11 protein-coding genes are annotated in these 14,286 nt (G+C 72.5%); 4 read left to right on the forward strand and 7 right to left on the reverse strand.

Annotated elements, in window-relative coordinates; genetic code table 11:
* Nucleotides 1–100: 100 nt before the first annotated feature.
* Complete coding sequence (locus tag ACLQ23_RS19570; protein ID WP_425735163.1) at nt 101–1,576, forward strand: hypothetical protein; 1,476 nt, start codon at nt 101–103, stop codon at nt 1,574–1,576.
* A gap of 52 nt (nt 1,577–1,628) precedes the next feature.
* On the opposite strand, the gene ACLQ23_RS19575 is transcribed toward ACLQ23_RS19570, so the two are convergent.
* Complete coding sequence (locus tag ACLQ23_RS19575; RefSeq protein ID WP_425880903.1) at nt 1,629–2,372, reverse strand: ArsR/SmtB family transcription factor; 744 nt, start codon at nt 2,370–2,372, stop codon at nt 1,629–1,631.
* A 168-nt stretch (nt 2,373–2,540) separates the two neighbouring features.
* Between ACLQ23_RS19575 and ACLQ23_RS19580 the strand changes: the two genes are divergently transcribed.
* On the forward strand, nt 2,541–4,865 hold the full coding sequence (locus ACLQ23_RS19580; RefSeq protein ID WP_425880904.1) for a family 43 glycosylhydrolase: 2,325 nt from the start codon (nt 2,541–2,543) through the stop codon (nt 4,863–4,865).
* Here ACLQ23_RS19580 and ACLQ23_RS19585 read toward each other — a convergent pair.
* The 3 genes from ACLQ23_RS19585 to ACLQ23_RS19595 form a co-directional block, all read right to left on the reverse strand.
* A complete protein-coding gene (locus ACLQ23_RS19585; RefSeq protein WP_425735165.1) occupies nt 4,817–5,335 on the reverse strand; it encodes a 2'-5' RNA ligase family protein in 519 nt (172 codons plus the stop codon). The two genes, ACLQ23_RS19580 and ACLQ23_RS19585, sit on opposite strands and share 49 nt — an antisense overlap.
* A gap of 201 nt (nt 5,336–5,536) precedes the next feature.
* Nucleotides 5,537–6,142 carry a response regulator transcription factor gene (locus ACLQ23_RS19590; RefSeq protein WP_355589355.1) on the reverse strand — a complete coding sequence of 202 codons (606 nt, stop codon included), beginning with the start codon at nt 6,140–6,142 and terminating at the stop codon, nt 5,537–5,539.
* The gene (locus tag ACLQ23_RS19595) at nt 6,139–7,293 is read right to left on the reverse strand and encodes a sensor histidine kinase (protein WP_425735166.1); all 1,155 of its coding nucleotides are present in this window, start codon (nt 7,291–7,293) and stop codon (nt 6,139–6,141) included. The genes ACLQ23_RS19590 and ACLQ23_RS19595 overlap by 4 nt, the downstream gene beginning before the upstream one ends.
* Before the next feature lie 132 nt (nt 7,294–7,425).
* Between ACLQ23_RS19595 and ACLQ23_RS19600 the strand changes: the two genes are divergently transcribed.
* Entirely contained in the window at nt 7,426–8,394 is a 969-nt protein-coding gene (locus ACLQ23_RS19600) for a hypothetical protein (RefSeq protein ID WP_425735167.1), read from the forward strand.
* Nucleotides 8,395–8,590: 196 nt separating this feature from the next.
* Nucleotides 8,591–10,324 carry a DEAD/DEAH box helicase gene (locus ACLQ23_RS19605; protein WP_425735168.1) on the forward strand — a complete coding sequence of 578 codons (1,734 nt, stop codon included), beginning with the start codon at nt 8,591–8,593 and terminating at the stop codon, nt 10,322–10,324.
* Between the two features lie 18 nt (nt 10,325–10,342).
* Here ACLQ23_RS19605 and ACLQ23_RS19610 read toward each other — a convergent pair whose 3' ends face one another.
* The 3 genes from ACLQ23_RS19610 to ACLQ23_RS19620 all read right to left on the reverse strand — a co-directional run bounded on the left by ACLQ23_RS19610 (nt 10,343) and on the right by ACLQ23_RS19620 (nt 14,232).
* The gene (locus ACLQ23_RS19610) at nt 10,343–10,747 is read right to left on the reverse strand and encodes a DoxX family protein (RefSeq protein ID WP_425735169.1); all 405 of its coding nucleotides are present in this window, start codon (nt 10,745–10,747) and stop codon (nt 10,343–10,345) included.
* A 122-nt stretch (nt 10,748–10,869) separates the two neighbouring features.
* Nucleotides 10,870–13,200, reverse strand: a complete 2,331-nt coding sequence (gene lon, locus ACLQ23_RS19615) for an endopeptidase La (RefSeq protein ID WP_355589345.1) — start codon at nt 13,198–13,200, stop codon at nt 10,870–10,872.
* Nucleotides 13,201–13,389: 189 nt separating this feature from the next.
* The gene (locus ACLQ23_RS19620) at nt 13,390–14,232 is read right to left on the reverse strand and encodes a manganese catalase family protein (RefSeq protein WP_425735170.1); all 843 of its coding nucleotides are present in this window, start codon (nt 14,230–14,232) and stop codon (nt 13,390–13,392) included.
* Nucleotides 14,233–14,286 lie beyond the last annotated feature (54 nt).

The following is a 14,286-nucleotide window of genomic DNA, read 5'->3' on the forward strand; positions in this document are numbered from 1 at the left end:
GCGCCGGCGCGTTGAGTAGTGCGGCGGTCTGGTGGTTGGGGCTGGTGCCGGCTGCCGGAGATCGACATCCAGCCCGGGTGCAGGTTCGGGGGAACCAGTTGTGACGGTGGCGGTGTGGGCGGGTCTGACGATTCAGGCGGCGGCCCTGATCTGGGTGCACACAGTGGTCCGAGGTGAATGGGGGCGCAGGCCGGGGGCGTTGATGCTGGCCGCTGCCGTGGTCTTCCACGGCGTCACAGAGGTCATGCAGGCGATGTGGCCGGGGCGCAACTTCTTCCGCACGTACGTCGATCAGCAGTTGATCGACAATTGGATACTGCTCGTCTCCGTCGCCATCGCCTGCTACGCCGTCACCTACGGGTCGGTCGTGATGCACTCGCGTCGCCGCAAGCCGGCCGCCCACGCCCACGACGAGGCCGGTCTCGCACGGCTGCGCCTACCGTGGCTGCTCCTTCTGGTCCTGCCGCTCCTCGTGGCGACCGGTCAGGGCAAGGGTGCGCTGCAACCGCTGGCACCGGTGGCCGCCGATAGCGACATCCCCGAGCGTGGCGGGGTGCTCGTCGATCTGGCCGGTGAGTTCCTGGTGCCGGTGGTCGGCATCATCGGAGCGGTCATCCTGGTGCGCTGGGGGATGCGGTGGCTCGTGCCCGTCCTGGCGGTGCAGGGCGTGCTGCTCGCGCTGGCGGGCACCCGGGCAATGATCGTCTTCGCGGCGGTCCTCACCCTGATCGGCGCAGCGTTGCACGGCCTCCGACCGTCTCGACGGCAGGTGGCCCTCATGGTGGTGATCGTCGCCGCGTTCACCGCGTTGATCTCCTCCACCCGCGCGGTCGCCGGCCGGGAGGTCTTCGACGCAGGTGCCGGTAGCGGGCAACGCGTCGAGGCGCTGCTGGACGGCGCGACGTCGATCCACACCGCGCAGAGCCGGGAAGCGATCACCAACGACGTCATCTACAGGTTCGACGGAAACACCTTCGGGGCTCTCGTGTTCGACAGCCTTCGCGGCGCGGGCCAGCCCGTCGGCTCGGAAACGATTGGCAACAACCTGGCGATGCTCGTTCCCAGTTTCCTCTCCCCGCAGAAACTGCAGAACCGCAGCTTGGAGCAGCGCAGTGAAGAGGCGTACATCGACTCGGCACACGGGCTGAGTCAGTACGTCGACTGGTTGCCCACCATCCTCGGGTCGGTGGTCGCCTACTACGGGCCGGTGGGGCTGCTGCTCATCGCCCTGCTGCTCGGGTTGGGCTTCGGGGCTGCGGAGGCGTTCGCGCTCCGCTCGATGAGCACCGTACGGGTGGTGTTCGCGATGGGGCTCGGGCAATGCGCCCTGCAGTACGGGTCGGGCCCGCAGACCGTCATCACCACGCTGCGGATGGTTGTCGTGCTCGTGCTGCTGATGGCGGCGGTGGCGTGGCTGCGCCGGCACCAGGCGGCACGGACCACCGTGCCTGGCCGGATCGGTGGTGGCGTTGGCGGGCGCCAGCGGCCGAGGCACAGGGCCGCGCCAGGGCGCCGGATGCAGGGCCGGCCGCTGGTGCGGGTGGGGGAACCGGCCCGGCCACGCTGGACCGGGTGAGCCCGGCCGGTCAGGTCGCCAGTCACGCGGGCGCGCGCGACGCCATCCGGCATCAGGCCCGGCCGCTGGCCAATGGTGGAGAGCCGGCGGGAGCAAGGGACTCGTCGCTGACGTCGAGGGTTTCGGCCAGGGCCGTGCGGCCGACCGACGTCAGCCGGACCGCGCGGCCGGCGCCGGGAGTGGTCCAGTCCAGTTCGGCGAAGCGTCGGCAGAGTGCCGCGCCGAGAGCGCCGGCCAGGTGGGGGCGGCGCTCGGTCCAGTCAAGGCAGTCGCGGACCACGGGACGCCGCCCGGCGCGCAGCACATCCACAGGTACGCCCAGCCCGGCGGCCCAGGCCCACCCATCGGGCGTCAGCGCCAGCCCACTGGTCCGGTCCAGTTTCCCGCCGGCCAGCAGCGCGTCGTACATCAGCACGCCCAGCCGCCCGGCCAGGTGGTCGTAGCAGGTCCGGGCGTACGCCATCGCGGTTGCGGCCGTGGCCGCACGCAGCGACGTGGCCGGACGGGGTGCGGCGGGTGCGTGGCCGGCCAGCGCCTCGATCAGTTGGGCCACGGACGGCCCGGCGAGCCGCAGGTACCGGTGTCTGCCCTGCCGCTCTTCGACAAGCAGTCCACCCCTGACGAGACGGGTGAGGTGGTCGCTTGCCGTCGACGGGGCGACGCCGGCCCGACGGGCCAACTCGCCGGCGGTCCAGGCGCGGCCGTCGAGCAGCGCCACGCAGATGTCGGCGCGGGTGCCGTCGGCCAGCAGCGTGGCCAGCTCGGCCATCGGCCGTCCCTCGGTGCCACCACTCATGCCCCCATCATCGCTGCGACCGCGTCGCACCGTTCGGGCGGATCCCGCTCGTGCACATCCGGCGGGCAGGCCCCGCCCTTTACAACGTTGTATCCATCGTTGTAGAAACGAGGGCGCACACCGTCCCCTGTCGCCACACCGCCACCCACTCTCGCGAAGGTAGGCCCCATGCGACATTTCCGCCGCGGCGGCGCGCTCGCCACCGTGCTCCTTCTGATCCTGGCCGCGACCCCGTCCACGTCCGTCGCCGGCTCACCTGGCCCGTCGCGCTACCGCAACCCGGTCTCCGCCGCCGTCGGCGACACCTTCGCCGACCCGGTCATCGTCCGCGGCGACGACGGCTTCTGGTACGCCTACGGCACCACCGACCCGCTGCGCGAGGGCGAACACGAGTTCCACCGGGTGCCAACGGCCCGCTCGGCCGACCTTGTCGACTGGACGTACGTCGGCGACGCGTTCGGCCCGGACCAGCGCCCGCCCTACGCCGCAGCCGGTGCGGCGTTCTGGGCACCTGACGTGCGCCGGATCGGCGACCGGTGGGTCATGTACGTGACGGTCACCGACACGACCGTCTCGGCCGAGGGCAGCGACTACGCCATCGGCGCGGCCACCGCGCCCAGCCCGACCGGGCCGTGGACCTTCGCCGCGCAGCCCGTCGTCGCGCCGCGCCCCGGCGGCGGTGGCGGCTACCTGTGGACCATCGATCCCAGCCAGTTCACCGACGTCGACGGGCGCCACTACCTCTACTACGGCAGCTACTACGGTGGCATCTCGGTCACCGAGTTGAGCCCGGACGGGCTGCGGGCGGTCGGCGCCCCGACGCTGGTGGCCGTCGACAACAAGTTCGAGGGCAGCTACGTGCTGCGCCACGACGGCTGGTACTACCTGTTCGCGTCCACGGCGAACTGCTGCGCAGGCCCGGCCACCGGCTACTCCGTCCAGGTCGGACGCGCGCGCAGCCCGCGCGGCCCGTTCACCGACCGCGACGGCGTCACGCTGACCGCGTCCCGGGCCGGCGGCACCCCGGTCCTCACCCAGAACGGCAACCGGTGGATCGGCGCCGGACACAACGGGTTCGTCACCGACCTGTCGGGCCAGGACTGGATCGTCTACCACGCAATCGACCGCGCCGACCCGTACCTCGACGAACCGTTCGGCATCAACGAACGCCCGATGCTGCTGGACCGGCTCGACTGGATCGACGGCTGGCCGACTGTCAACGCGGGCGCCGGCCCGTCCGACGGGCTCCGACCCGCGCCGGTCACGACCGGACGGGTCGACGAACGGTTCGACACCGCCGACCTGGCCCACTGGCGACGCGCCGGCCAGTGGCGGGTCGCCGACGGCCGGCTCACCGGCAGTGGCGCGCTGACCAGCCGTACCACAGTCGGCGGCGACGTGCGCGCGGAGGCCGACCTGCGGTTGTCCGGCGCGACAAGCGCCGGCATCACCCTGGGCGACCGGGTCGCGGTCCGGGTGGACGGCGGCCGTCTGGTCGCCACCGACGGCCGCAGGACCGCCACCGCGCCGCTGCCCGCCGGCTTCGCACCGGCCGACCAGCACAACCTGGCCATCGAGGTACGCGGGCGGCAGCTCGTCGCCGAACTGAGCCCGGCCCGACTGGGTGACCAACTCGCCGTGGTGTCGTTGCGGCTGGACCGTCCGGCGGCAGGGCCGGTCGGGTTGACGGCCACCGGCGGCCCGGCCGAGTTCGACAACGTAAGCGTGGCCCGGCTGTACCAGCCGGCGAAGCGGGCGGTGCCCGAACCCCGCGTGACCGGTGCGCCGCTGCGGGCGTACTCCGACGAGTTCGACGACGGGCTCGACGGCGACTGGCGGTGGGTACGCGAGGACCCGGCGGCCACCGTCTCCGGCGGGGCGCTGCGCTGGCCGGTGCAGGCCGCCGACCTGACCGGCACCGGCAACACGGCGGGTGTGCTGCTGCGCGACGCGCCCACCGGCGACTACGTCGTCGAGACAAAGGTGACCCTGGACCTGGGCGAGGAGACCGTCCGCAACTACCAGCAGGCCGGCCTGGTCGCCTACGTGGACGACGACCGGTTCGCCCGCCTCGCCCAGGTGGCGATCTGGAACACCCGCCAGGTCGAGTACGGCTACGAGCTGCCGTACGCCGGCCAGCCGGTCTACGGCGGCAGCATCGTCGGCACCCCGGCCACCACCACCTGGCTACGGCTGGCGCACCACGTCGACCGGGCAACCGGTGAACACGAGTTCCGGGCCGGCTCCAGCCGGGACGGGCGTACCTGGACCTGGGGTGCGGTGTGGACCTTCCCGGCTGACACCACCCCCGGATCGGGCTCGTCGCGCACGGCGGCGCCGAACCGTCGGTCACCGCCGAGTTCGACTACCTGCGCTTCTACCGCTAGGACGTCGACGTCCGGACGGCCCTTGTGCACCCGGGCCGTCCGGGCCGACGCGGCGCGCTATCGCAGCCGGGTCAGCGGCGTCACCGTCCGGTCCGTGCTGTCGTAGCTGCGGGCGGACGCGAACGTGCCCGTCGGGCGCTGCCCACCGGTGACGGCACGGGCCAGCCGCAGGTCCGCGTCGCGGAACCGCAGGGCAAGGCTCAGGTGCGGCACCCACGCCCCCGGCGCGTGCCACGGGCGGTGCCCGTCGGCGTCGGCGAGAACGTCCCAGACGGCGGCGTGGAGCGCGGTCAACGCCGGAGTGGGGCGTACGAGCCAGACCAACGGCGCGCTGCCGTCGAGGACCACGACCCGGTCGAGCGTGACCGGCAGCGGAAGCGCGGCGTCCAGCAGGTCGGCGATGCGGTGCTCCGCCCCGGGTGGGAACTCGTCCACGGCGGCGACTGTCAGGTGCGGCCGGTTGGTGGGGTGGGTGTTGCGGGCCAGGCTGGGCAGCCCGACCTGCGCCAACCGGTCCCACACCGCCCGCACCGCACCGTCCAACCCGTTCGAACAAACCAACTCCACCGTCCGCACCCCCAAAAGCTATCCCCCACCCCCACCCCGCGCCCCGTGCCCCACCCGCGCCCTCACCCCCCACCCCCCACCCTTCGGGTCGATCATGAGGTTGACGGAGGGAAATGCCGGCCGGGACCCCGTCAACCTCATGATCACCGGGGACGGGCGGCTGGGGACAGGCGGCTGGGACGGGCGGGCGGAGGTGGGCTGCGGGATGGGTTAGAGCCAGCCGTTGTTTCGGGCGGTGCGGAGCGCCTCGGCCCGGTCTGCCGCGCCGAGCTTCTGCACGGCGGCGGAGAGGTGGTTGCGCACCGTGCCGGTGGACAGGTGCACCCGGCGGGCGATCACCGCGACCGGGGCGCCGAACTCGGCCAGCCGCAGTGTCTCCAGCTCGCGGGGTGTCAACGGGCAGGCGGGAAGGGTCAACGCGTCGGCGGCCAGCGACGGGTCGACGTACCGGCCGCCGGCGTGCACACGGCGGATCACGTCGGCGAGCGCGCTGCCGGGGGCGCCCTTGGGCAGGAACCCCCGGGCCCCGGCGGTCAACGCCTGGCGCAGGTGACCCGGACGGCCGTGCCCGGTGAGGACGACCACCGCGCAGTCAGGGCGGGCGCGGGTCAGCTCGGCGGCGACCGCGATGCCGTCCAGGCCGGGCATCTCCAGGTCCACGACGGCCACGTCGGGGCGGTGTGCGAGTGCCGCGGTGACCGCCGCCGGGCCGTCGGCGGCGTGTCCCACCACCTCGATGTCCGGCTCCAGAGCGAGCAGCGCGCCGACGGCGACCCGGATCAGGTCCTCGTCGTCGGCGAGCAGGACGCGGATCACGAGGTCACCGGCACGGCGGCCTCGATGGTGAACACCGCGTCGTCCCGGCGTACCCGCAGTTCGCCGCCGACGGCGGTGAGCCTGTCGCCCAGCCCACGCAGCCCGTGGCTGTGCCCGTCGGGCCCTCGGTCGTCGGCGCCGTCGTTTGCCACGGTCATCCTGACCACGTCGTCCTCCCGTTGAAACTGGATCCGGCACCAGTCGGCGCGGCTGTGCCGCAGCACGTTCGTCCCCGCCTCCCGCAGCACGGCCGCCAGCTCGGTGGCGACACGCTGGGGCAGGTCGGCCGGTGGTGAAACGACAGTGCAGCGCACACCGCAGGAGCGCAGGACGCCCACCACGGCTTCCAACTGCTCGCCGAGGTCGACGGCCCGGTAGCCGTGCACCGTCTCCCGTACCTCGGTCAGGGCGGACGCGGCGAGCCGTTGCACCTCGGTGGCCTCCCGGCCGGCCCGCTCCGGGTCCACAGTGGCCAGCCGCGCGGCGAGTTCGGCCTTCAACGCGATCACCGTGAGGCTGTGCCCGAGGACGTCGTGCACGTCGCGGGCGAAACGCAACCGCTCCTCGGCGGCGGCCAGTCGGGCCTGTGCTGCCTGCCCCTGCCGGGCGTCCACGAGCAGATCCCAGAACCAGACCTGGAATCCGTTGACGGCGGCGACGCCGACGCCGACTCCGCCGGTCACAGCGAGGTGACGCGCGACGGAACCTCCCGTCCACGCGGCGACAGCCGCCGTCACCAGCACGACGCCGGCCGCCATCACCAGTGCCGCCCGCAGTCGGAGCAGCAGCGGCGCCATGCCGATCAGTGCCGCGCCCAACCAGGCCCAGGTCGGCCAGGCGCCTGCCGCCACCGGCCCCACGAACGGGACGGTAAGGACCGCCGCCCCGACCAGGCTCAGCTGGGCACGGCGACGCCACAGTGGGTCGAGCCAGGGCGTCACTGCCGCGTACAGCACGGCGGTCTGGGCGATCATGAAGGCGAGGATGCCGGCCGCGCCGAGCGCCACCCGGCGTGGGTCGGGCTCGCGGGTCAGACCGACCGCCGGCAGCAGGACACTCGCCCAGACACCGGTAGCAAGTGACAGCAGTGTCGCCTGCCGGGCCCGGTGCAGCCGGCGGTCCGCCCGGGGGATCACCGCCTCGATCGCCACGCACCGATCCTAGGACCGGCCCGCGCCCGGTCCACCCCTGCGAGATGTCACTGTCGACCCGTGCGGTCCGCACGGTTTTCCGGTGACGGACGCGCCTGCCCACCGCGCGGCGGCGCCGGCAGTGTGAACGTCATGGGACAGACAGAGACACACGCCGACACTCCCGTCGCACCGCCGACCGGACCGCAGCCGCCGACGACACCGCCGAACTACGCGCCGCCGGACAACCCACCGTCGGACAACGCGCCTCCGGACAGCGCGCCGACGGACGCCGCGCCTCCGGGCAGGGTCCCGCCGGCCGGCGGCACCAGGCGCCTGCTGTGGCACCTCGGTGAGATGGCGATCGCCATGATCGCCGGGATGCTGCTGCTCGGCCCGGTGTGGGAGACGGCCGGCGCGCTGCTCGGCGTCGCCGGGGCGCTGGGCAGCCCGGAGGTGGCCGCGCTCACGATGGCCACCAACATGACAATCGGCATGACCGTCTGGATGCGGTACCGGGCGCACGGATGGGACGCGGTCGGCGAGATGGCCGCCGCGATGTACGTCCCGTTCCTGCTGCTGTTCGTGCCGATGTGGGCCGGTCTGCTGGACGCCGACGCGATGCTGCTCGGCGGCCACCTGCTGATGGTGCCGGCGATGGTGCTGGTGGCGCTGCGGCACCGGCACGCGGCACCGGTGGCGGTACGCCGGCACCCGGCCGTCGTGGCGCTCGCCCGCCGCTGGCCGACCGGGTTGGCCCTGCTGATGACCGTGGACATGTGGGTCGACCCGGCTCTGCTCAGCCCGTGGACGATGCTGGTGCTGCCCGGGGCGTACCTGCTGATCGGTCTGGCACGGCGGACGTTGCGCGGGCCCGGGGTGCTCACCACGCAGTTCCTCGGTCTGGCCGGCTGGGTCGGCCTGGCGCTGGTCGCGGTGGCGGCCGGTGGGCGGACCGCCGGTTGGCTGGTCGCCTTCGGTTGGTTGGCGCACGCCGTCTGGGATCTTGCGCATCACCGCACCGGGCGGGTGGTGCCACGCGCCTTCTCCGAGTGGTGCGGGGTGCTGGACGCGGCCATCGCCGCCACGATGATCTTCGCGCTCCTGAGCGTCGGCGGCTGATCCGGCCGCCCGCCGACACCGGACGGCGGCTGATCCGGCCGCCCGCCGACACCGGACGGCGGCTGATCCGGCCGCCCGCCGACACGGGGCGGCGGGCGGCCCTGGCGTCGGTCCGGAGCGGTGTCGCACGGCAACGGCCACTGATGTTGTGCCGGGCGGCGCAGCGGGCGCGACGGGGTGATGAAAAACTTGACGCATGAGTTCCGCACCTGCACAGCACGACGCCCCGACCGACAACGCCCCCGACGCCACCGACGAGGCGAACGCCTTCACGGAGCTGGGGCTGCGCTCCGAGCTGCTGGGCGCGTTGGCAGCCCTCGGCTACGAGGAGCCGACTCCCATCCAGCGGGAGGCCATCCCGCCCCTGCTGGAGGGTCGGGACCTGCTGGGGCAGGCAGCCACCGGCACCGGCAAGACGGCAGCGTTCGCGCTGCCGCTGCTGAACCTCATGACGCCGCACCGCCAGGGCGGCGACCCGGTGGCGCTGGTGCTGGTGCCGACGCGGGAGCTGGCGGTGCAGGTGTCCGAGGCGTTCCACCGCTACGGCAAGGACCTGGGCGCGCGGGTGCTGCCGATCTACGGTGGGCAGCCGATCGGGAGGCAGTTGCGGGCGCTGGACAGCGGGGTTGACGTGGTGGTGGCCACCCCCGGGCGGGCACTGGACCACATCGCCCGGGGCACCCTGCGCCTCGGCGGCCTGGCCACGGTGGTGCTCGACGAGGCCGACGAGATGCTCGACATGGGCTTCGCCGAGGACATCGAGGCGATCCTGGAGCACGCTCCGGCGCAGCGCCAGACCGTGCTCTTCTCGGCCACCATGCCGTCGCGCATCGACGGGATGGCCCGCCAGCACCTGCGCGAGCCGGTCCGCATCGAGATCGGCCGGGAGCAGCAGGTCGCGGGTGAGGCGCCCCGGGTGCGGCAGAGCGCGTACATCGTGACGCGGGCGCACAAGCCTGCCGCGCTGGGTCGGGTGCTTGACGTGGAGTCGCCGACGGCCGCCATCGTGTTCTGCCGCAGCCGCGAGGAGGTCGACCGGCTGACCGAGACGATGAACGGCCGGGGCTACCGCTCCGAGGCGCTGCACGGCGGGATGAGCCAGGAACAGCGGGACCGGGTGATGGGGCGCCTGCGGGCCGGCACGGCCGACCTGCTGGTGGCCACCGACGTGGCGGCGCGAGGGCTGGACGTCGAGCAGCTCACCCACGTGGTCAACTACGACGTGCCGTCGGCGCCGGAGTCGTACGTGCACCGGATCGGGCGGGTGGGTCGGGCCGGGCGTGAGGGCGTGGCGATCACCCTCGCCGAGCCGCGCGAGCACCGGATGCTCAAGACGATCGAGCGGGTGACCGGCCAGCGGATCACCATCGACAAGATCCCCACGGTTGCGGACATGCGTACCCGCCGGTTGGAGCTGACGCAGGCGGCGCTGCGGGAGAGCCTGCTGGAGGACGACCTCGACCCGTACCGGGTGATCGTGGAGACGCTTACCGACGAGTTCGACCTGATGGAGGTCGCCCTCGCCGCCGTGAAGCTCGCGCACGAGGTGACCTCGCCGGGCTCCGACGACGAGGAGGAGATCCCGCAGGTGCCGGTGCGCGGCCCGCGTGAGGGTCGCCCGGAGGCCGGTGGCCGGGGCGGCGATCGTCGTGGCGGGGGCCGGCCTCGTTCGGGCGGCGGCAACACCGTCCAGGTCTTCGTGGGCCTGGGTCGGCGTGCCGGCGTACGCCCGCAGGATCTGGTGGGCGCGATCACCGGGGAGACCGGTATCCGTGGCCGGGACATCGGCTCGATCGAGATCGCCGACCGGTTCTCGCTGGTGGAGGTGCCGCAGGGGGTTGCCGACGAGGTCATCTCGGGGCTGCGCCAGAGCACGATCAAGGGCCGCAAGGCCACAGTCCGTCGAGACCGTGGAGGCGACGAGCGCTGAGCACGCCGCCGGCGCGGATCAGAGGGAGTACGGGCCGAAGCGACCCCACGCCACGACGGCGGCGAGGACGAGCAGCACCACGCAGGTGACGGCGCCCTGGATCTCCGTGCGGCGCCGGTCGGCGGTGTCCTGCTTCTTCATGTCGCGCAGGTGCACCAGGATGGCGCCGATCATGACGATGACCAGCCCGAGGGCTGCCAGCGGGGTGAGGACGGTGGCGATACCGGTGAGGGCGGGCAGCACGAGGCCGAAGGCGGCAAGCACCTCGACGGCCCCGAGCGCCTTGACCTGGCTGGGCGGGACGGGGTCGACCCAGCCCATCCGGTCGCGCAGCTTCTCCTTCGGCTGGGTCAGTTTGGCCAGGCCGGCGCCGGCGAAGATGGCGGCGAGCAGGATCTGGATGACCCAGAGCACGGTGTTCACGGGGGTTCCTCCGGGGGCGCCGCCTCGCGGCGGTGAGGGTTGTTGAGAGCTCGACCGAGACAGTAGTACGCAAACGGCCCCCACCGTCTACACGAGACGGTGGGGGCCGTTGCGGTGGAGCGTCAGGCCGCGGCGAGCGCCGGACCGTCCAGCGCTTCGACGTCGGCCGGACGCAACGCCAGGGCGAGTACGTCGGCCACGTCGGCCAGGGTGTGCACTGTCAGCGCCTCGCGTACCTCGGCCGGCAGGTCGTCCAGGTCCGGCTCGTTGCGGGCCGGGATGATGACCTCGGTGAGGCCGGCCCGGTGCGCGGCGAGCAGTTTCTGCTTCACCCCGCCGATCGGCAGCACCCGCCCGGAGAGCGTCACCTCGCCTGTCATCCCGAACTCGGGGCGGACCGGCCGGCCGGTGACAAGCGACGCCAGGGCCGTCACCATTGTGATGCCGGCGCTCGGGCCGTCCTTGGGCACCGCGCCCGCCGGGAAGTGGACGTGGATCCGGCGTCCGGCCAGGACGTTCGGGTCGATGCCGAACCGCCGCCCGTTGGAGCGCAGGTACGACAGCGCGATGTGCGCCGACTCCTTCATCACGTCACCGAGCTGACCGGTAAGGGTCAGCCCCGGCTCGCCCTCCATGCTGGTCGCCTCGATGAAGAGCACGTCCCCACCCGCGCCGGTGACGGCGAGCCCGGTCGCCACGCCGGGCACAGCGGTGCGCTCTGCCGACTCCGGAGTGAACTTCGGCCGTCCCAGGTAGGTGGCGAGGTTGCCGGTGTCGACGCGTACCGGCGACGGGTCGGTCGCCAGCGTCACCGCCACCTTGCGCAGGATCTTGGCCAGGCCACGTTCGAGCTGCCGGACGCCTGCCTCCCGGGTGTACTCCCCCGCGACCAGTGCCAGCGCCTCGTCGGCGATCTGCACCTCGTCGGCGGTCAGACCGGCCCGTTCCCGCTGCCGGGGCAGCAGGTGGTCCCGGGCGATGGCGACCTTCTCGTCCTCGGTGTAGCCATCGAGCATGACCAGCTCCATCCGGTCCAGCAGCGGGCCGGGGATGGACTCCACCACGTTGGCGGTGGCCAGGAAGAGCACGTCGGACAGGTCGAGGTCGACCTCCAGGTAGTGATCGCGGAAGGTGTGGTTCTGCGCCGGGTCGAGCACCTCCAGCAGGGCGGCGGCCGGGTCACCGGCATAGCCTGCGGCCAGCTTGTCCACCTCGTCGAGGAGCACGACCGGGTTCATCGAACCGGCCTCGCGCAGGGCGCGGACGATCCGACCCGGCAGCGCGCCGACGTACGTGCGCCGGTGACCGCGGATCTCGGCCTCGTCGCGCACACCGCCGAGGGAGACCCGGACGAAGTTACGCCCGAGCGACCTGGCCACCGACTCGCCGAGGCTGGTCTTGCCGACACCGGGAGGACCGGCGAGGGCCAGCACCGCGCCGGAGCCGCGCCCGCCGACCACGCCGAGGTTGCGCTCGGCCCGGCGGTTGCGCACCGCGAGGTACTCCAGGATGCGGTCCTTCACGTCGGCCAGGCCGGCGTGGTCGGCGTCGAGCACCTCCCGGGCCGCGGCCAGGTCGGTGTTGTCCTGGGTACGCGTGCCCCACGGCATTTCGAGAACGGTGTCCAGCCAGGTACGGATCCAGCCGGCCTCCGGGGAGGCGTCACTGGACCGCTCCAGCTTGCCCACCTCGCGCAGAGCGGCCTCACGGACCTTCTCCGGCAGGTCGGCGCTCTCGACGCGGGACCGGTAGTCGGCCGAACCGTCGGGCTCGTCCTCGCCCAGTTCCTTGCGGATCGCGGCGAGCTGTTGGCGCAGCAGGAACTCCCGCTGCGACTTCTCCAGCCCTTCGCGGACGTCGCTGTTGATCTGCTCGGTGACCTCCTGCTCGGCCAGGTAGTCCTTCACCCAGCCGACGAGCAGTTCCAGCCGGGCGGTGACGTCCGGCGCGGCGAGCAGTTCGTTCTTCTGGTCCACTGTCAGCCAGGGCGCGTACCCGGCCGAGTCGGCCAGCTCGGAGAGGTCGGTCATCCGCTCCACCGCGTCGATGACCTGCCAGGCGCCCCGCTGCTGGAGCACTGAGGTCACCAGGGCGCGGTACTCGCGGGCGAGTTCCCGGGCCCGGCCGGCGGGTGCCGGCTCGTCGAGTTCGGCCGCCTCGACCCAGAGCGCCGCGCCGGGGCCCGGCACACCAGAGCCGATACGGGCCCGGGACAGGCCACGGATGACGGCGGCGGGCTCACCCTCGGGCAGCCGGCCGACCTTCTCGATGGTGGCGACCACGCCGACGGGGCCGTACTCGCCGTCGATGCGCGGGACGGCCAGCAGCTTGCGGTCGCCGGTCGCCCGCGCCGCGTCGATGGCGGCCTGGGTGGTCGGGTCGAGGGTCACCGGGATGACCATGCCGGGAAGGAGAACGGCGTCGGTCAGGGGAAGTACCGGAAGAGTTGCCATCGAACACCTGCTATCACGTTGACTTGAGCGTGTACCACTCAAGTAACAAAACGTTCCCCTTGTTCCATCATGTGACCCAGACCACTTCCAGCGGCACGGCCGGACGCGGGCTGACACCCGCCGTCGGGCCGCACGGGAACCCGGGCGACCCGACGGGACGGCATCAGGTGAGCTTGCTCTTGACCGTGTTCACCACCCGCCGACCACGCCCGGATTGGTGCCGTACAGCCGCGGGTCACCCGGGGCCAACGCCGGCTCCGGGGCGTTCGCGACCGGGTTGTCGTCGTACCGGAACTCGCCCTTGCCGTCCGGCGTGGGCCCGGACGCCCACCGCCCCTGCGCGGCGTCGGTGCCTGCGGAGAAGCCCAGGTAGGTGTAGCTGAACTCGTCGGAGAACTCGCCCGAATCCGGAAACGCCTCGGGCACCGGCATGTCCTCCAGGCCGTCCTCCTTCAACTGCTCGATGGCCGCCAGCCACATGTTCTGGTGCATCGTGTCGCGGGCCAGCAGGAAGCGCAGCATCTGCTTGACGCCCGGGTCGTCGGTCATGTTGAACAGGCGGGCGACCTGGAGTCGACCCTGGGCCTCGGCGGTCACGTTGAGCTGGAAGTCAGCCATCAGGTTGCCGCTGGCGGTGATGAACGCGCCGTTCCAGGGCACACCGTTGGAGTCGGCGGGCAACGCCCCGCCACCGCCGTGGATGAAGTGCGCCGGGTTCGACCCGGCGTAGGTCGCCGCGCCCCCGGGGTTGTCCGCGACGCCCTCCGACAGCGACAGCGGCGCGTTGTCAAGCAATCGGGTGATCATGGTGACGATCATCTCGACGTGACCGACCTCCTCGGTGCCGACGTCGAGCAGCAGATCCTTGTACTTGCCGGGCAGCCGGCAGTTCCACCCCTGGAAGAGGTACTGGTTGGCGACTGTCATCTCGCCCCACTTGCCGCCCAGGACCTCCTGGAGCCGGCGGGCGAAGGCGGCGTCCGGACCATCCGGCTTGGCCTCGAACTGTAGATCCTTGATGTGGCTGAACATCGATCCTCCTCAGTGCCGGGAATGCTGGCACCGATGCGGTTCCCCGACCGGTGA

The sequence above is a fragment of the Micromonospora sp. DT41 genome, assembly GCF_049841715.1.
In the GTDB taxonomy this organism is placed as follows: Bacteria; Actinomycetota; Actinomycetes; order Mycobacteriales; family Micromonosporaceae; genus Micromonospora; species Micromonospora profundi.